Below are 17,099 nucleotides of genomic sequence, written 5' to 3'. Positions count from 1 at the left end.
CGATGTGGGTTCCGAAATTAGAATGCAGTGCGCTCGTGCGTGTCAATGGATACGAACTGGATACGAACTGGATACGAACTGGACGCGAACTGGATGCGACCCAGGGGCGCCGTCCGCTGCCGGAATCCCACATTGCGATACGCTCGCGCCGGTACCGTACGAAGAGGAGCACCCGTGGCCGACGTCGCGAACACGCCCGAGGACTCCGGCGGAACGGAGACGTCCGGCAGCTCGGCGCGCCCGATTCTGGTGCTGCAGAAGATTCGGCGGATCTTCGAATGCTTCACGCTCGAGGATCCCGAACTCGGACTCCGGGAGATCGTCGGTCGCACCGGACTGCCTGCGAGTACGTGCCAGCGGCTGGTCCAGAACCTGGTCAGCGAGGGCTTTCTGAGTAGGGACGGCGACGTCTACCGGATCGGGCTCGGCATGGTGCGCTGGGCCGCACCCGGCACGTACGGGATGGACCTCGTCAAGCTCGCCCGTCCCGTACTGGACGAACTGCGTGATGTCGCAGGCGAGACCTCGTTTCTCCAGGTGCGCGACGGCCCGCACCGTACGATCGTGTCGTTGTCCGAGGTCCGGAACGTGGTGATCCAGCGGTTCACGGTCGGGATGGTCATGCCACTGCACGTCGGCTCTGCGGGCAAGGTGTTTCTCGCGTACGACCCGGATGCCTGGCGCGACGCCATCGAGAACGGCCTCCGGACCCGCGGGGACAACCGGGCCGTCTCCCTCGACGACCTGCAGCGCGAAGTGGCCGGGGTCCGCGAGGCCGGCTACTCGGCGACGTTCGAGGAGCGCGCTGTCGGTGCCGGCTCACTGAGTGCCCCGGTCTTCGACATGGACCGCAGCGTGGCGGCGGCGATCGGCGTCGGGGCACCGATCCAGCGGTTCACCGAGGCCGACGCCGAGCGGATCGCACCGCGCGTGGTCAGCGCTGCGAAGCAGCTGTCCGCGAGCATCGGCTATCGCGAATGATCCCACGTTCTGGACGTAGCCGTCGACGTTTCGGGACGGTTACGTCTTGACGAACCGAGTCGATCGCCGCATGCTAGCTACCTACATCATGGAGTGCTAGCTCACATCTTGGGCTAGCTGTTGTCGACAGCAACGCGGTGGCGTCGTTTTCGAGGTCACGTCCGACGCTCCGCGCGACCCCGTAGTGCAGGACTGTGATGGATCCGCCCGCCGGACAGCGTCAGTCCGCGCAGGAGAGGAGTCCTTAGTGTCTGAATCGGCCCCACCGCGCCGACGGGAGCCGATCCGCAATCCATGGATCTGGATCGGCCTCGTCGCGATCGTCCTGGTGGGTATCCCGTGGTACCTGCCGCCGGGGACGCTGCATCCGCTCGTGTTCGGACTGCCCGCGTGGACGCTGGTGGCAGTGGCGTCGTCGATCGGGGTGTGCGGCTTCTTGCATTGGGCCCTGTCCCGGCACTGGAACCTGGTCGAGGACCTCGAGGAGGCCCAGGACCCGGCAGCACCGACAGGCGGGAGCGACTCGTGGAGAACCTGACTTTCGGCGGCTGGGCGGGAATCGGTGTCCTGCTGGGATTCGCCGTGCTGATGCTGCTCATCGGCTATTTCTCCGGCCGGGGCCAGCCGAACATGCGCCACAGCATGAAGAGCTATTACCTCGCCGGCGGAAATCTCGGCGTCGTGGTGTTGTTCTTCACCCTCTACGCCACGCAGTACAGCGGAAACACCGTCATCGGTTACGCCCCTCAGGCCTATCGGGAAGGATTCCCGTGGTGGCAGTCGGTCACCTTCTTCACCGTCGTGATGGCCGGGTACATGCTGTTCGCGCCGCGCTTGTACGCGGTGGCGAAAAAGCATTCCTTCATCACGCCGACCGACTGGGTGCGCCACCGGTTCACGTCGCCTGCGGTCTCGCTGCTCGCCACCGTTCTCATGCTGTGGGGGCTGGCCAGCTACTTGCTCGAACAGCTCATCGCCATGGGACAGGCGATCTCCGGACTGACCGGTGAGACCGTACCGTACCAGGTCGGCGTCCTGGTGTTCGTCTTCGTGATGCTGATCTACTCGTGGATGGGCGGGATGCGAGCGGTGGCACTGACCGACGTGATGCAGGGCATCGCGCTGCTGGTCGGTATCGTCGCGCTGCTGATCGGCGGATTCATGCTCGCGGGCGGATCCTGGTCCGAGACCACGCAGTATTTGGTGGAGCAGGATCCGGAGTCGGTCGCCGTGCCACCGCTGGAAGAATCGGTGAACTGGTTCTCGATGATTCTGCTGGTGGCGATCGGGATCGCGATGTATCCGCACGCGATTCAGCGGATCTACTCGGCGCGCAGCGAGCGGACCCTCAAACGCTCGCTGAAACGAATGGTGTGGATGCCGCTGATCACCGCGGGTGCGGTCTTCTGCGTCGGAATGGTGTCCAAACAGATCTTCCCCGGGCTGTCCGAGGGTGATTCGGAACAACTGGTCGGCATGCTGGCCAACGCGGTGGCGGGCATCAACCCCGTGTTCTATGCCGTGATGCTGGTGTTCGTCGGCGGCATCGTCGCGGCCATTGTGTCGACCTCCGACTCGGCGTTGCTGAGCTTCTCCTCGCTCGTTTCGAAGGATCTCTACGCCCGGTATTCGCGACGGGAGATCGGCGAGCACCGGCAGGTGATGATCGGCAAGGGCATCGGGGTCGTGGTGGTGTTCGCTCTCCTCCTGTTGGCATGGAACCCGCCCGCCACACTCGTGGAGATCTTCGTGCTCAAGATCGAGCTGCTTGTCCAGCTGGCTCCCGCGTTCATCCTGGGCCTGTACTGGCAGCGGCTCGCCTCCGGTCCGGTGTTCTGGGGGATGGCCGCCGGAGCCGTCCTCTCGAGCACGATGACGCTCACCGGGATGTCCACGGTGTACGGCGTGCACGGCGGGCTCATCGGGCTCGGGCTGAACCTGGTGATCTGCGTGGTCGGCAGCCTGCTCGTCCGGCAGTCTCCCGCCGAGGCGAAGGCGGGCGAGTCCGTGACCGAAATGGTGTAGGCGACCCGGTCGACGAGGGCGGCGCGGCCCGGTGCCGCGCCGCCCTGTTCGGCGAGCTACGAGGTTGCCGGAGTGGACGGGGTGACGCGGACGCGGACGTTCTTCATCAGCGGCTGATCACTTTGGGTGCTGTAGTCGGCGGCGCCGATGAGCCCGTTCATCTCGGGCATGTACCCCGCGGCGCTGCCGCGCGGCAGGTCGTAGGCGATGGCGCGGTATTCGTGCAGCGAGCGCTGCGATCCGTCCTTGGAGGTGGCGGTGATGTCGACCGGGGACCCCTCGTCGATGCCGCGCGCATGCATGTCGTCGGCGTTCATGAAGATCAGCTCGCGCAGGTTGCGCACCCCGCGGTATCGGTCGTTGTTCGAGTAGATCGTGGTGTTCCACTGATCGTGCGAGCGCATCGTCTGCAGCACGAGCACGTCGGCCGATTCCGGGATGACGTCCGGCAGCTGCGCGTGACAGAACTCGGCCGCGCCGGAGCGGGTGTGGAAGGTGCGCTCGCGGGCCGGCTGCGGGATCCGGAATCCCGAGGGCCGGCGCACGCGCGTGTTGAAGTCCTCGAAGCCGGGCAGTACGCGTGCCATGACGTCGCGGATGCGGTCGTAGTCCTCGACGTACCACTCCCACGGTGTCGCACTGGCGGGCAGCGTCGCCCGTGCCATGCCGGCGATGATCGCCGGTTCGGACAGCAGGTGCGGCGAGGCAGGCCGCTTCGTACCGGTCGAGAGGTGGACCATGCTCATCGCGTCCTCGACGCTCGTGCTCTGGCTGCCGCCGCGTTGTTCGTCCAGCTCGGTACGGCCCAGGCACGGCAGGATCAACGCCTTCTTGCCGTGGACCAGGTGACTGCGGTTCAGTTTGGTGCTGACCTGCACGGTCAGCTCGCACCGTCGCAGGCCCTCGGCGGTGTAGGCAGTGTCCGGGGCGGCGCGCACGAAGTTGCCGCCCATGCCGACGAACACCTTGAGCTCGCCGGTATGCATCGCGTCGATCGAACGGACGGTGTCGAGGCCGTGCGCGCGGGGCGGATCGATCCGGCACACCTCGGCCAGCCGGTCCAGGAACTCGGCGCCCGGCCGGTGGTCGATGCCGCAGGTGCGGTTGCCCTGCACGTTGCTGTGCCCGCGCACCGGTGACGGGCCGGTGCCCTCACGTCCGATGTTCCCGCGCAGCAACAGCAGGTTCACGATCTCCCGGACGGTGTCCACACCGTGTTCGTGCTGGCTGACACCGAGGCACCAGCTGATCAGTGCGCGTTCGGAACGCAGGTAGACATCGGCGGCGCGCCGGATGTCGGTCTCGCCGAGGCCGGACTGGACCGCCAGCTCGTTCCAGCTCGTGGCCTCGACCAGCTCGCGGTACTCCTCGAAGCCGGACGTCGACGATTCGAGGAAATCGCGGTCGAGGACGTCGGGGTTCTCGTGTGCCCGCTCGAGCACCACCTTGGCGATGCCGCGCATCAGGGCCAGGTCGCCTCCGGGCCGGACCTGCAGGTTCAGCGTGCTGGTCGGGGTCGACTTGAACCGCGCCATGTCGGCGAACTCGTGCGGCACGATCGTGCGGGTGGAGCCCGCCTCGACGAGCGGGTTGACGTGGACGACCTCGGCGCCGCGGTCGTAGGCCTCGGCCAGCGCCGTCAGCATCCGCGGCGCGTTCGACGCGGCGTTGACCCCGAGCACGAACAACGCGTCGGACTTCTCCCAGTCGTGCAGGTCGACGGTGCCCTTGCCCGTCCCCAGCGAGGCCCGCAGCGCCCGGCCGGAGGCCTCGTGGCACATGTTGGAACAGTCCGGAAGGTTGTTCGTGCCGTACTCGCGGACCATCAGCTGGTAGAGGAACGTCGCCTCGTTGCCGAGCCTGCCCGAGGTGTAGAACGCCGCCTGATCGGGGGTCTCCAGTGCGCGCAGCTGCCCGCCGACGAGCTCGAACGCGTCCTCCCAGCTGATCGGCACGTAGCGGTCGGTGGCGGCGTCGTAGACCATCGGCTCGGTGAGCCGTCCCTGATTCTCGAGGTCGAAATCGGTCCACTCGGCCAGTTCGGACACCGAGTGTGCGGCGAAGAACTCCCGATCGACCCGCTTGCGGGTCATCTCCCAGGTGACGTGCTTGATGCCGTTCTCGCAGATGTCGAGTTTGAGGCCCTTGGCGTCATCGGGCCAGGCACATCCGGGGCAGTCGTAACTCCGCCCCTCGTGGTTCATGTCGAACATCGCGCGGGTTCCCTGCACCGGTGCACGCTCGCGAGCCAGCACCCGCATGACCGACGCCGCCGCGCCCCATCCGGCAGCGGGGTGGTGGTACGGCCGTTGCGACCAGCGGCCGTCGGTCGCCGGACCCGTTCCGCCCTGCCGCGGCGTGTCCGGCATCAGCCCCGTGGCCGGCGATCGCTCCGACGTCGGGTCACCCGGCGCGGCCGGGGCCTCCGGACTCGGCCCGGCTGCCGGATCGTGCTCGGGGACCGGGCCGGTCTTCTCCACCGTGTCGTCGCTGTCCATTCCGGCTCCTGTTTCGTCGAGATCGTCGCTGTGGTGCCGTGGTCGTGAGCGCGCGGAAGGGTCGGCGGGGCCGACGGTACTGTTGCCGTGGTTGTCGGCGCAGACAAAGCTCGTTGTGGCGCAGGACGTCGGTACGGGTGCCGTCCGATGTGACAATCTCCTGCAGACGACCTCCTACGACGACCTCCTGCGACGACGCCGGGCCGGAAGCGAAGCGATGATCGATGAACCACGGTGAGGGCGCCTTCCCGGAGCCGGCCGAGCTGGCGAACGCCCGGTTGGCCGAGCTGGCCGACGGCGTCGTCGCCGACTGCGTCGACCGGATGGACGTGTACCGCACGGTCGTGCCGCGCGACGACCTGCGCCGTTCCATCGAGCACAACCTGCGCTACATCGTCGCCGCTCTCCGCGAACCCGGCAACGCGCGCGATCTCGGTGCGCCCCGGGAGACGGGACGGCGCCGCGCCTACCAGGGCGCGCCGCTGCCCGAGGTGCTGCGCGCCTATCGGCTGACGTTCACCGCCGTGTGGGACGTGCTCGTCCGGCACGCGCGCGACGATCACGGGCCCACCCGCAGCACGCTGCTCGGCGCGGCCACCTTCCTCTGGCAGCTCGCGGACGAACACGCCTTCGAGCTCACCGAGGCCTACCGGGCCGCCACCGCGGAACTGCTCGCCGAACAACACCAGCGCCGCGCTGCCCTCCTGGAGGCGTTGTTCACCGGTCAGACCGGCCCCGACGCGAGCCCGTGGGAGATCGCCAAGCTCCTCGAGCTGCAGCCGAACGCGGACCTGGTCGTGGTCGCCGCCGAGAACAGCGCGCTCGCCGACGCTGGCCTTCCCCGCATCGAACAACGGCTCGCCGAGCGCGGCATCGTCTCCGCGTGGCGCCTCACGCCCACGTTGCACACCGGCGTCGTGTCGCTGCGTTCCGGTCAACGCGAGGAGTTGCTCACCGTCCTGCGCGACGTCGTGACCACCCGTACGGGTCTGAGCCCGCCGTACCAATCCCTCCGGGACACCCCGAGGGCGCTGCATCTCGCCGGGGTTGCACTCGCGGGGATCCCGGCGGGGCGCCCGGAGGTCCGCGCGTTCGGCACGAGCCCGCTCGCCGCGCTCGTCGCCTGCGAGGCGGACGAGAGCGAGCGCGTCGCCCACCAGGTCCTGGGTGCGGTGCTCGAACTCCCTGCCGAGGACCGCACCAGCCTGCTGGACACCCTGCATGCCTGGTTCGACCACGCGGGTTCGGCCGAGCAGGCCGCCACGCAGCTCCACTGCCACCCGAACACCGTTCGCTACCGGTTGCGCCGCATCACCGAGCTCACGGGCCGGTCGCCTGCCCAACCGTTCGATGTCGCCGAGCTCGTCACCGCGCTGCGCGCCCTCGAACTCGGCAAGGACCCGACCCCGGGCCGTAACGAGCAGCCCCGGCGCTGACGGACGCTGCAGGGATACCGAGGCCGCCGGGATACTGAGTTCGCAGTGATGCCGAGGCCGCAGTGATGCCGAGGCCGCAGGGATTTCGCAGGGATGCCGAGTTCGCAGTGATACCGAGGAGGGAGCCTGCCATGCTCGTGGCGGAACCGCGTACCGGCCGATGCGTGCCCCTGCCGCAACCACGGCACGGCCGCCGGTGCCTGCGCTCATGATGCGGCTCAGGGCGCTGTGCGCAGCGCACGACAGCGCCGCGGTGATCGACCTGCTGCGCACCGAGCCGGGAGTGGTCCACCTCGCGGTCGCGGAGGGCGAAGGCAGGCAACCGGCAGGCGATGTGATCGAGGCGGTCGTGGCTCGCGAGGTCGCGGAAGAAGTCCTGCACCGGTTGCGGGAACTCGGCATCGACCGGCGTGGTGAGGTCAGTCTTCATTCGGTCGAGACCATGCTGTCGGAGACCGCGGACGCCGCGGAACGTGCCTTGCCGGGCCATGACGCGGATGCGGTCATCTGGGACGAACTCGTCACGACCACGGGCGAGGAGAGCAAGCTCAACCCCGTGTTCCTCGGGTTCCTGACCATCGCCTGTCTACTGGCGGCCGTCGGCGTGCTCACCAATTCCCCGATCACCATCGTGGGCGCCATGGTGGTGAGCCCGGACTTCGGACCGGTCGCCGCGCTCGCGGTCGCCGCCGTCGGCAGGCGGCGCGATCTCGCCGCACGTGCCGCCGTCGCGCTCGGTGTCGGCTTCCCGTTCGTCATCGCGGTGACCGTCGGATTCGCACTGCTGGCGTGGAGCGTCGGCCTGTTCGATCCGGACCGGCTCGCCGACCTGCGGCAGGCGGCGTTCATTTATCAGGTCGGTCCCTACTCCGTGATCGTCGCGCTGCTCGCGGGCGCCGCGGGCATGCTCGCGCTCACCTCGGAGAAGTCGGGTGCGCTGATCGGCGTGTTCATCTCCGCGACCACGGTTCCCGCAGCCGGGTTCGCGGCGCTCGCGGCGGTCGCGGGTGACTGGACCCGGTGCGGTGAGGCGATCATCCAGCTGGGCATCAACCTGTCCGGGCTCACCGTCGCCGGCACGCTCATGCTCGCGGTGCGGCGCCGGCACGTCGTCCCCGGTACCGCACCGGCCACCCGCCTGCTGCGGCGTGCCCGGCCACGGCGATCGCTGTAGAACATCACCAGAAGGGAGTCACGCGATGTCCACTTCGTCCTCCGGCCACACCAGCGGGACCGGGGTCAACGTGATCCACATCGGACATCACGAGCTGGTAATCCGGCAGCGCTACGAGGTCATCAGCATCGTGAACGATCTACTGATCGGCACGTGGTTCCTGATCGGCAGCGTCTTTTTCTTCTATCCGGGGCTGACTTTTGCCGGAACCTGGCTGTTCGTCGCGGGAAGCGTGGAGATGCTGATCCGCCCGAGCATCCGCTTCGTACGCCGGGTGCACCTGAAGCGGTTCAACCCGGACCGCCCCGGCACCGCCGACGCCGCACACGACTTCTGACGGCGCGACGGCGGCCGGGACGGCGGTGGTGACGGCCGGCTGATGCCCGTCGGTCACGTCGAACGGTCGAGGACCCTCGTGGCGCTCGCCTCCGGGGCGAGTTCGAGCCGGCGCAGCAGCTGGGCGTTGAGAGCGACGACGACCGTGGAGACGGACATGAGGATCGCACCGACGCTCATCGGCAGCACGAACCCGACGGGCGCGAGAACGCCCGCGGCCAGCGGCACCGAGACCAGGTTGTAGCCGGCCGCCCACCACAGGTTCTGTTTCATCTTTCGGAAGGTCGCCCGGGACAGTTCGATCACCGACAGCACCGAACGCGGATCGGAACTCGCGAGGATCACGCCCGCCGAGCCGATCGCCACATCGGTGCCCGCGCCGATGGCGATGCCCACGTCGGCCTGGGCGAGTGCAGGGGCGTCGTTGACCCCGTCGCCGACCATGGCGACCCGGTAGTTCTCGTCCTGGAGCTGCGCGACCTTGGCGGCTTTGTCCTCCGGCCGGACGCCGGCGAACACCCGGTCGATGCCGAGTTCGGCCGCGACCGTGTCGGCCACGGCCCGTGCATCGCCGGTGATCATCACGGCCTCGGTGCCCGCGGCGTGCAGGGCGTCGACAGCCTCGCGCGATTCGGGCCTGATCTCGTCGGCGAGGCGCAGCGCACCGATGACCTCGCCGTCGGCGAGAACGTGGAGGATGATCGCCCCTTCACCGCGCCACCGGTCGGCGATCGCCAGTTCTCCGGCCCCGCGCTGTTCGAGCAGGTACGGACCGCCGACCTCGATCACCGCACCGTCCACGGTCGCCCGCACCCCGACCGCGGGTGACGAGGAGAAGTCCGACGCGGTGGGAACGCTCAGCTCCCGGGCACGCGCGGCGCCCACCACGGCCCGGGCCAGCGGGTGTTCGCTGTCGGCCTCGGCAGCGGCGGCCGGGGCCAGCACGTCGCCGTCGGCACGGTCACCCGCCGGTTCGACCGCGGTGACGGCGGGCTCGCCCTTGGTCAGGGTTCCGGTCTTGTCGAACAGCACCGCGTCTACCGTGCGCATCGATTCGAGTGCCAGCCGGTCCTTGATCAGCACTCCGCCGCGGGCGGCGCGTTCGGTCGCGATGGAGACGACCAGCGGGATCGCCAGCCCCAGCGCGTGAGGGCAGGCGATGACCAGCACGGTGATCGTGCGGACCACGGCGTCGTCGGGCAGCCCGGTCAGCGACCAGACGATCGCGGTGAGCACCGCCGAGCCGAGGGCGAACCAGAACAGCCAGGCCGCGGCGGTGTCGGCGACGCGCTGCGCGCGGGACGAGGAGGCCTGTGCGTCGGCGACGAGCTTGCGGATGCCGGCCAGGGCCGTGTCGTCGCCGGTCGCCGTGATCTCGACGCGCAGCCCGGAATCGGTGGCGACGGTGCCGGCGACGACCTGCTCGCCGTTTCCGCGCCGCACGGGCTTCGACTCGCCGGTCACCATCGACTCGTCCATCGAGGCCGAACCGTCGACGATCGTCCCGTCCGCCGGTACCGACGAGCCCGGGCGAACGACGACGACGTCGCCGACGGTCAGCTCGGTGGGAGCGACCGTCACCACCCGGTCGCCGTCGACCTTTCCGGCCTCGTCGGGCAGCAGCGTGGCCAGGGAATCGAGTGCCGACGTCGTCCGGGCCAGCGAGCGCATCTCCAGCCAGTGCCCCAGCAGCATGATGACCACCAGGAGCGCGAGCTCCCACCAGAAGTTCAGCTCGTGGTCGAGGATCCGCAGGCTGGCGCCCCAGGACGCGATGAAGGCCACCGTGATCGCCAGGGCGATGAGCAGCATCATTCCGGGAGTGCGGGTGCGGATCTCACTCAGGCCGCCCGTGAGGAAGGGTCGTCCGCCCCAGACGTAGACGACGGTGCCCAGTACGGGCGAGACCCACCAGACCCACGCGGAGTCGGGCAGCCGGTAGCCGATGAGGTCGGCGAACATGTCGTTGAACCCGACCACGGGTACGGCCAGCACGAGCATGATCCAGAACAGCTGCCGGAACTGGCTCACGTGGTCGCCGTGGTCGCCATGACCGGAGTGACCGCCATGGCTGCCGTGACCACCGTGGTCGCTGTGATCCCCGTGGCTGCCGTGGCTGCTGGCGTCGTGGCCGGTGCCGGTGCCGGTGCCGGTGCCGGTGCCGGTGCCGTGATCGTGGTCGCCCGGCGCGTCGCTGTGGTCCTGGTGGTGGGCGTGCTGTCCGGGCTCGTCGTGGTGCCCGTGGCCGGGTGCCGCGGGTGACCGCGTCGAAGGATCGTGGTCCATGGTCGTCCCCTTCGAGGTGCTCGTGCCCCGTTCCGGCGCAATCTCTGGGTACTGTATACCCCTAGAGGGTATACGCGCACAAGGCGCCGGTAGTCGGAGAGTGTGCGGTCACGCCGACGCGGATGGGGCCGCGCCGGCGCAGCCCACCGGAGACCGGAGCCGGACGGCTCTCGGTCGCCACCCTCTAATCTGTCCACGGACCTGGTGTCTCGCATCCGAGTCGGGGCATCGATCGAGGAGTTCGTCGAGGATTACGCCATGACCCATCCCATCGTTCCGCGACGGCGGGATCTGCTCATCGCTGTCGCTTCGGTGCTCGTCGCCGGGCTCGCCCTGGCCGGCTGTTCCGCCCCTGCGCCCGAGTCCGCGCCTTCCGGGTTCGCATCGGCTCCGGACAGCGGCCGATCGGCCGGCGACGAGTTCCTGGCCGAGTACGACCTGGCAGGCCTGGACACCGCCGGGGTCATCGAGCGGCTGGACACGATGCCCGTCGACGATCGCCCCGCCGACCTGCTCGCGTCCGTCCGGCCCGACGCTCTCGTCCTCACCGACGATCAGGAGCGCGAGGCGGAGCTGCCGATGCCCGATGACGAGGTCTACATCTCCGTCGCGCCCTATCGGGAGCAGACGCACGACTGTCATTTCCACAGTCTGACCACGTGTCTGGGTGAACTCGGCAACGCGGACGTCCGGGTCACGCTCACCGGCGCCGACGGCGACGTGCTCGTCGACGAGACCCGGGAGACGTTCGACAACGGCTTCATCGGGTTGTGGGTGCCCCGGGGTGTCGAGGCAACCCTGACGGTCGAACACGAGGGCCGGGCCGGGACCGCGACCATCGCGACACGCAACGAGGACGACCCGACCTGCATCACGGATCTGCGGCTGACCTGAGCGAGGCCGCTGCGGATCGCCGGTCCGCCCGGGTGTCGTCCGGACAGTGTCCCCATGGGCCCACCCGCCATTCGCGATCGCCGGTGTTGCCGTCCGCCGCGGGATGGGTAATAGTCATGGATAAGATTAGTCAGAAATTTGACTATGGTCCGTGCGGCGAACACCGACCGGGGAGGATGCGCGATGGCCTTGCGGCATGCGGTGCTGGCGGCACTGCTGGAGGGCGAACACAGCGGATATCAACTGGCCAAGTCGTTCGACGTCGGGATGGCGAACTTCTGGCACGCACTGCCGCAGCAGCTCTACGCCGAGCTGGCGAAACTGGAGGCCGACGGCCTGGTGGCAGGCCGTGAGGTCGTCCAGGAGGCGCGGCCGAACAAGCGGCTGTTCACCGTCACCGATGCGGGTCTGACCGAGTTGCGCCGATTCGCGTGCGCCCCGTCGAAGCCGTCGTTCATCCGCGACGACCTGCTCGTCAAGGTTGCGGCCGCGGACGCGGTCGATCCGGCGGAGCTGATCGCCCAGCTCGAGGAACGCGCCGCGATCGCGAGCGGGAAGGTCGAGCTCTTCGACAAGCTCATGCACAAGATGCGGGGCGAGCTCGACGAAACCGAATACCTGGCACGCGGCGCGCAGGTCGGCCCCTACCTGACGTGCCTGCGAGGGCGGCGATTCGAGAGCGAGAACCGCGAGTGGTGCACCGAGACGGCCTCGGTGCTGCGGGCGCGGGCAGGCGTCGATGTCCAGCGGTGAGAGCACCGGACCTGCCGGCGGTCACCGGCGGTTCGTCGCGCTCGGCGACAGTCAGACCGAAGGACTCAACGACGGTGACGAGTTGCGCGGCTTCCGGGGCTGGGCCGATCGTCTCGCCGAGCAGCTCGCCGCCGCCCAGCCGGAGCTGCGCTACGCCAATCTGGCCGTGCGCGGGCGCCGCGCCCACGAGGTGCGCGCCGAGCAGCTGTCGCCGGCGCTGGCGCTGGCTCCCGACCTCGCCACCGTCATGGCAGGCGTCAACGATCTGATCCGCCCGCGGTTCGACGCCGCGGCGGTCGCAGGCCACGTCGAGCACGTCCTCGGAGTGCTCGCCGAAACCGGGGCCACCGTCGTGACGTTCACCTACCCCGACCCGGGGCTGCGCATGACCGCCGGACGCCTGCTCACCGCGCGCACCCGCGAGTTCAACGAGCGCATCCGTGTCGCCGCCCGGCGCCACGGGGCGGTGGTCGTCGACCTGTCCGCGCACCCCGTGACGTCGGATCCCCGGCTGTGGAGCAGCGACCGCCTGCATCTCAATTCGGTCGGCCACACGCTGCTGGCCACCGCCGTCGCCGACGCCCTCGCGCTCCCGGGTAGCGACAGTGCGTGGACCCGGCCGCTCGCGCCGCGGCCCGTACCGGGCGGGTGGCGCCGCGCCGGAGCCGAACTCCGGTGGGCGGCGGATTTCGTGGGGCCCTGGCTCATGCGCCGCATCCGCGGCCGTTCGTCCGGCGACGGCCGGCAGGCGAAACGTCCCGCACTCACGCCGGTCGACCGCAGCGCGGCTGCCGGAGGAAACGACGAACCCGAAAGTGATCCCGTATGAACGCCTTTCCGAACCTGCTCGCACCGCTCGACCTCGGTTTCACCAGTCTGCCGAACCGGGTGATCATGTCCTCGATGCATGTCGGCCTCGAGGACAGGGCCAAGCACATCGACGAGCTCGCCGAGTTCTACGCCGAACGTGCCCGTGGTGGTGTCGGGCTGATCGTGACCGGCGGATTCGCGCCGAACCGCACCGGGTGGCTCTACCCGGCGGCGTCGAAGATGAGCACGCGGGCGGAGGCGCGGCGGCACCGGACGGTCACCGCCGCGGTGCACGAGGCGGGCGGCAAGATCGCCCTGCAGCTGCTGCACGCCGGGCGGTACGCGTACCACCCGCTGTCGGTCTCGGCGTCCGCGGTGAAGGCGCCGATCAACCCGTTCCGACCGCGCGCCCTGTCCGACCGCGGCGTGCGCGCGCAGATCGCCGCGTTCGCCCGCTCCGCCGCGCTGGCCCGTGAAGCCGGATACGACGGCGTCGAGATCATGGGCTCGGAGGGCTATCTCATCAACCAGTTCCTCGCCTCGCGCACCAACAAGCGCAGCGACCGCTGGGGCGGTTCGGCCGAGAACCGGCGCCGGTTCGCGGTCGAGATCGTGCGGCAGACCCGCCGGGCCGTTGGCGACGACTTCGTGATCGTGTATCGACTGTCCATGATGGACCTCGTCGAGGGCGGGCAGACCTGGCAGGAGGTCGTCGACCTCGCCGAGGCCGTCGAACAGGCCGGAGCCACGATCATCAACACCGGCATCGGGTGGCACGAGGCGCGCGTGCCCACCATCGTGACGTCCGTGCCGCGTGCGGCCTTCACCGACGTCACCGGCAGGGTGCGAAAGCACGTGTCGATTCCGGTGGCCGCGTCCAACCGGATCAACATGCCGCAGGTCGCCGAAGAGGTGCTCACGCGGGGCGAGGCCGACATGGTCGCCATGGCCCGCCCTTTCCTTGCCGATCCGCTGTGGGTGGCCAAGGCGGAAGGGGACCGGAGCGACGAGATCAACACGTGCATCGGGTGCAACCAGGCCTGCCTCGATCACACGTTCTCCCTCAAGCGGGCGTCGTGCCTGGTGAACCCGCGCGCCGGGAACGAGACCACGCTCCGACTGCTGCCGAGCAGGACGACGAAACGGATCGCCGTGGTCGGCGCGGGACCCGCCGGACTGTCGGCAGCCGTGGGACTGGCGACCCGTGGCCACGAGGTCGACCTGTTCGAGGCCGAGGACGAGATCGGCGGCCAGTTCGCGATCGCCCGGCGCATCCCGGGCAAGGAGGAGTTCGCCGAGACCGTCCGTTACTACCGGCGCCAGCTCGCACTCACCGGCGTCACACTGCACCTGGGCACGAAGGCCGGGGCCGCCGAGTTGCGCGAACGGGGTTTCGACGAGGTCGTCGTCGCCACCGGCGTGACACCGCGGACCCCGGACATTCCCGGAATCGACCACCCGTCGGTGCTGTCGTACGTCGATCTGGTCCGCCGTGGCGCCCCGGTCGGCGACCGCGTGGCCGTGATCGGTGCAGGCGGGATCGGCGTCGACGTCAGCGAGTTCCTGACCCACGGGGAATCCCCGACCCTCGACCTGGACGCGTGGCGGGCCGAATGGGGTGTCACCGACCCCGAGGACGGGAAGGGCGGACTCGCCGCGCCCGCGCCGCACCCGTCTCCGCGGCAGGTGTATCTCATGCAGCGCAAGACCTCCCGCATCGGACGCGGACTCGGCAAGACCACGGGCTGGGTCCACCGCGCCGCACTCAGGGCCAAGGACGTCGAGAAGTTCACCGGCGTCAACTACGAGAAGATCGACGACGCCGGTGTGCACGTCTCGTACGGGCCGAAGCGGGAAGGGGCCACCGTCGTCGCCGTCGACAACGTGGTGGTCTGCGCGGGCCAGGAACCGGTGCGGGACCTCGCCGACGAGCTGCGCGCTTGCGGGACGAGCACCCACGTGATCGGCGGCGCCGACGTGGCGGCCGAACTCGACGCCAAACGTGCCATCGACCAGGGAACCCGACTCGCCGCGACCCTGTGAGCTCGAGCGCTGTGGTCGTGGCGCTGGGACTTCGAGCGCTGGGACGTCGAGCGCTGGGACGTCGAGCGCTGGGACTTCGAACGTTGTGGTCTTCGAACGTTGTGATTGTGGCGTTGTGGTCGCGGCGCTCGTGCTGTCCGGCGGCCCTGGAAGGTGCTTCGCTCCGTCAGCAGCAGATGGCTGCGAAGACACTCAGGTTATCTCACTTCGGTGCTTGACAGAAGTTGTAGTCGTCGCTATTAATTTTGGTGAGAGGTGGATGACCCGGAGTCGGTCGGGAGACGGTCTCGGAGTGGTTCACGATGCTGACGACGAGGGATCGACGATTCGGCGCAGCAGCGCCCGCAATAGTGCCCGCAGCGGCATGTGCAGTTCGAACCTGTCGAACCCACCCGCACCTGTCTAGTCCAACTTCGGGAACAAGTTTCTTGCGTCCATCGTTATCAAGAATGAGGGTCGCCGACGAGGCGGCCATGGTGAACTGTGACGACCGGAGGAGGTAGGTAGTGGCCATGTTGATGCGGACCGACCCGTTCCGTGAGCTGGACCGGATCTCGCAGCAGTTCTTCGGGCAGAACGGAACCTCGGCGCGGCCTGCGGCGATGCCGATGGACGCGTTCCGTTCCGGGGACGACTACGTCGTCAAGTTCGACCTGCCGGGCGTTTCGGCCGAGTCGATCGACCTGGACGTCGAGCGCAACGTCCTCACCGTCAGGGCCGAGCGTGGTCCGGACCACGGTGACGGCGATGAGGTGCAGGTCGCCGAGCGTCCGCGGGGCACGTTCTCCCGCCAGTTGTTCCTCGGGGACACACTCGACGCCGACAAGGTGCAGGCCGGCTACGAGGCCGGTGTGCTGACGCTGCGGATTCCTGTGGCCGAACAGGCCAAGCCGCGCAAGATCGCCATCGCCGGTGGTGAGGGGCGTAAGGAGATCAACGCCTGAGTGTCGCCGCCCGGCACGTCCACCGCGGCCCCACCGTTCGACGACCCCGTCCGGGCCGTCGCGGTGGGGCCGCACTCGTCGGTCCGGACGGGGAGGAGCGACCGGCGAACGGGCTCCGAACGCGGTAGTTTGCGGCGTATGCATGAGATGACGCGTGACGCATGGTGGCGATTCGCGAGCGAGGGAACGCGCACGGGCAAGGTCGGCGTGGTCCGCGCCGACGGCTCGCCGCACGTCACCCCGGTCTGGTTCGTCCTCCACCAGGGCGATGCCGGTGACGAGATCGTGTTCAACACCGGAGCCGACAGCGTGAAGGGCAGAGAGTTGCGCCGGGACGCGCGGTTGTCGATGGCGGTCGACGACCAGGCCCCGCCGTACTCGTACGTGCACTTCACCGCCGAGGCGTCGCTGTCCGAGAACGTCGACGAGATGCTTCCCTGGTCGATTGCGATCGGCGGCCGCTACATGGGGGAGGAGAACGCCGAGGCCTTCGGGAAGCGCAACGCGGTCCCCGGGGAGCTGCTCGTCCGGGCCCGCATCACGAAGGTCGTCGCCCACGCCGACCTGGCCGATTGAGCACGAACCCGAAGTCGCCGGCCAAGTATGTGTGCCCGTTGCGTCAGAACGCCGTCCAGGTCCACGGACGCGATGTTTTGCCTCGCAAGCAGGCGATGCGGTGGCGCGTTTCGAGCGCCGCTACTGGACTGACAGCGGCCTTTCCGAGCACGAAGCAGACCCAACGGAGTTCCTGAATATCTGCGAGTACGCGGAATTTCGGCGTGGTCGTGACGTCGTGGCCTCCGTAGGCGTCGACGAATGCGCGGTAGTCGCCGGTTGTCAGCCGGGCGAAGTCGGTGTGGTCGACGGCAAGCGGGATGAGGCTGCTGAACGGTTCTGTGACATCTGAGTTCGCTTGCCG

General features: G+C 68.9%; 15 protein-coding genes. 13 read left to right on the top strand and 2 right to left on the bottom strand.

The window, feature by feature from the left end; all coding sequences use genetic code 11:
* Nucleotides 1–174 precede the first annotated feature (174 nt).
* The 3 genes from LY41_RS05515 (at nt 175) to LY41_RS05505 (ending at nt 3,006) form a co-directional block, all read left to right on the top strand.
* Nucleotides 175–981, top strand: a complete 807-nt coding sequence (locus tag LY41_RS05515) for an IclR family transcriptional regulator (protein WP_253862692.1) — start codon at nt 175–177, stop codon at nt 979–981.
* A gap of 247 nt (nt 982–1,228) precedes the next feature.
* Nucleotides 1,229–1,519 carry a hypothetical protein gene (locus tag LY41_RS05510; RefSeq protein WP_253862691.1) on the top strand — a complete coding sequence of 97 codons (291 nt, stop codon included), beginning with the start codon at nt 1,229–1,231 and terminating at the stop codon, nt 1,517–1,519.
* Entirely contained in the window at nt 1,507–3,006 is a 1,500-nt protein-coding gene (locus LY41_RS05505) for a sodium:solute symporter family protein (RefSeq protein WP_253862690.1), read from the top strand. Before LY41_RS05510 ends, LY41_RS05505 begins: the two co-directional genes overlap by 13 nt.
* A 56-nt stretch (nt 3,007–3,062) precedes the next feature.
* Here the strand turns inward: LY41_RS05505 and LY41_RS05500 are convergent, their stop codons facing one another.
* Entirely contained in the window at nt 3,063–5,504 is a 2,442-nt protein-coding gene (locus LY41_RS05500) for an FdhF/YdeP family oxidoreductase (RefSeq protein ID WP_253862689.1), read from the bottom strand.
* 224 nt (nt 5,505–5,728) lie between these two features.
* On the opposite strand from LY41_RS05500, the gene LY41_RS05495 reads away from it, so the two are divergent.
* The 3 genes from LY41_RS05495 (at nt 5,729) to LY41_RS05485 (ending at nt 8,451) form a co-directional block, all read left to right on the top strand.
* Nucleotides 5,729–6,940 carry a PucR family transcriptional regulator gene (locus tag LY41_RS05495; protein ID WP_253862688.1) on the top strand — a complete coding sequence of 404 codons (1,212 nt, stop codon included), beginning with the start codon at nt 5,729–5,731 and terminating at the stop codon, nt 6,938–6,940.
* A gap of 208 nt (nt 6,941–7,148) precedes the next feature.
* Nucleotides 7,149–8,114, top strand: coding sequence for a DUF389 domain-containing protein (locus tag LY41_RS05490; protein ID WP_253862687.1), 966 nt, complete (start codon nt 7,149–7,151; stop codon nt 8,112–8,114).
* A 25-nt stretch (nt 8,115–8,139) separates the two neighbouring features.
* On the top strand, nt 8,140–8,451 hold the full coding sequence (locus tag LY41_RS05485) for a YrhK family protein (protein ID WP_253862686.1): 312 nt from the start codon (nt 8,140–8,142) through the stop codon (nt 8,449–8,451).
* A gap of 53 nt (nt 8,452–8,504) precedes the next feature.
* Here LY41_RS05485 and LY41_RS05480 read toward each other — a convergent pair whose 3' ends face one another.
* Nucleotides 8,505–10,736 (bottom strand): heavy metal translocating P-type ATPase, encoded by a 2,232-nt coding sequence (locus LY41_RS05480; protein WP_253862685.1) that lies wholly within the window; start codon nt 10,734–10,736, stop codon nt 8,505–8,507.
* A gap of 258 nt (nt 10,737–10,994) precedes the next feature.
* Between LY41_RS05480 and LY41_RS05475 the strand changes: the two genes are divergently transcribed.
* The 7 genes from LY41_RS05475 to LY41_RS05445 all read left to right on the top strand — a co-directional run bounded on the left by LY41_RS05475 (nt 10,995) and on the right by LY41_RS05445 (nt 17,087).
* A complete protein-coding gene (locus tag LY41_RS05475) occupies nt 10,995–11,630 on the top strand; it encodes a CueP family metal-binding protein (RefSeq protein WP_253862684.1) in 636 nt (211 codons plus the stop codon).
* 183 nt (nt 11,631–11,813) lie between these two features.
* Nucleotides 11,814–12,383, top strand: coding sequence for a PadR family transcriptional regulator (locus LY41_RS05470; protein WP_253862683.1), 570 nt, complete (start codon nt 11,814–11,816; stop codon nt 12,381–12,383).
* A complete protein-coding gene (locus tag LY41_RS05465; RefSeq protein ID WP_253862682.1) occupies nt 12,370–13,212 on the top strand; it encodes an SGNH/GDSL hydrolase family protein in 843 nt (280 codons plus the stop codon). The genes LY41_RS05470 and LY41_RS05465 overlap by 14 nt, the downstream gene beginning before the upstream one ends.
* Complete coding sequence (locus LY41_RS05460) at nt 13,209–15,236, top strand: NADPH-dependent 2,4-dienoyl-CoA reductase (protein WP_253862681.1); 2,028 nt, start codon at nt 13,209–13,211, stop codon at nt 15,234–15,236. The genes LY41_RS05465 and LY41_RS05460 overlap by 4 nt, the downstream gene beginning before the upstream one ends.
* A 512-nt stretch (nt 15,237–15,748) precedes the next feature.
* On the top strand, nt 15,749–16,180 hold the full coding sequence (locus LY41_RS05455) for an Hsp20/alpha crystallin family protein (RefSeq protein ID WP_253862915.1): 432 nt from the start codon (nt 15,749–15,751) through the stop codon (nt 16,178–16,180).
* A 138-nt stretch (nt 16,181–16,318) separates the two neighbouring features.
* A complete protein-coding gene (locus LY41_RS05450) occupies nt 16,319–16,756 on the top strand; it encodes a PPOX class F420-dependent oxidoreductase (RefSeq protein ID WP_253862680.1) in 438 nt (145 codons plus the stop codon).
* Between the two features lie 100 nt (nt 16,757–16,856).
* The gene (locus LY41_RS05445; protein WP_253862679.1) at nt 16,857–17,087 is read left to right on the top strand and encodes a hypothetical protein; all 231 of its coding nucleotides are present in this window, start codon (nt 16,857–16,859) and stop codon (nt 17,085–17,087) included.
* The last annotated feature ends 12 nt before the right edge of the window (nt 17,088–17,099 follow it).

The sequence above is a fragment of the Prauserella halophila genome (assembly GCF_024171895.1).
In the GTDB taxonomy this organism is placed as follows: Bacteria; Actinomycetota; Actinomycetes; order Mycobacteriales; family Pseudonocardiaceae; genus Prauserella; species Prauserella halophila.
Note: the sequence above shows the minus strand (reverse complement) of the source record. Positions and strands in the feature narration are given on the sequence as shown.

What these genes read in the sequence shown, in the direction of transcription:
- LY41_RS05500 (WP_253862689.1), bottom strand. Translation starts at nt 5,504, where the DNA reads ATGGACAGCGACGACACGGTGGAGAAGACCGGCCCGGTCCCCGAGCAC.
- LY41_RS05495 (WP_253862688.1), top strand. Translation starts at nt 5,729, where the DNA reads ATGAACCACGGTGAGGGCGCCTTCCCGGAGCCGGCCGAGCTGGCGAAC.
- LY41_RS05490 (WP_253862687.1), top strand. Translation starts at nt 7,149, where the DNA reads ATGATGCGGCTCAGGGCGCTGTGCGCAGCGCACGACAGCGCCGCGGTG.
- LY41_RS05485 (WP_253862686.1), top strand. Translation starts at nt 8,140, where the DNA reads ATGTCCACTTCGTCCTCCGGCCACACCAGCGGGACCGGGGTCAACGTG.
- LY41_RS05480 (WP_253862685.1), bottom strand. Translation starts at nt 10,736, where the DNA reads ATGGACCACGATCCTTCGACGCGGTCACCCGCGGCACCCGGCCACGGG.
- LY41_RS05475 (WP_253862684.1), top strand. Translation starts at nt 10,995, where the DNA reads ATGACCCATCCCATCGTTCCGCGACGGCGGGATCTGCTCATCGCTGTC.
- LY41_RS05470 (WP_253862683.1), top strand. Translation starts at nt 11,814, where the DNA reads ATGGCCTTGCGGCATGCGGTGCTGGCGGCACTGCTGGAGGGCGAACAC.
- LY41_RS05465 (WP_253862682.1), top strand. Translation starts at nt 12,370, where the DNA reads ATGTCCAGCGGTGAGAGCACCGGACCTGCCGGCGGTCACCGGCGGTTC.
- LY41_RS05460 (WP_253862681.1), top strand. Translation starts at nt 13,209, where the DNA reads ATGAACGCCTTTCCGAACCTGCTCGCACCGCTCGACCTCGGTTTCACC.
- LY41_RS05455 (WP_253862915.1), top strand. Translation starts at nt 15,749, where the DNA reads ATGTTGATGCGGACCGACCCGTTCCGTGAGCTGGACCGGATCTCGCAG.
- LY41_RS05450 (WP_253862680.1), top strand. Translation starts at nt 16,319, where the DNA reads ATGCATGAGATGACGCGTGACGCATGGTGGCGATTCGCGAGCGAGGGA.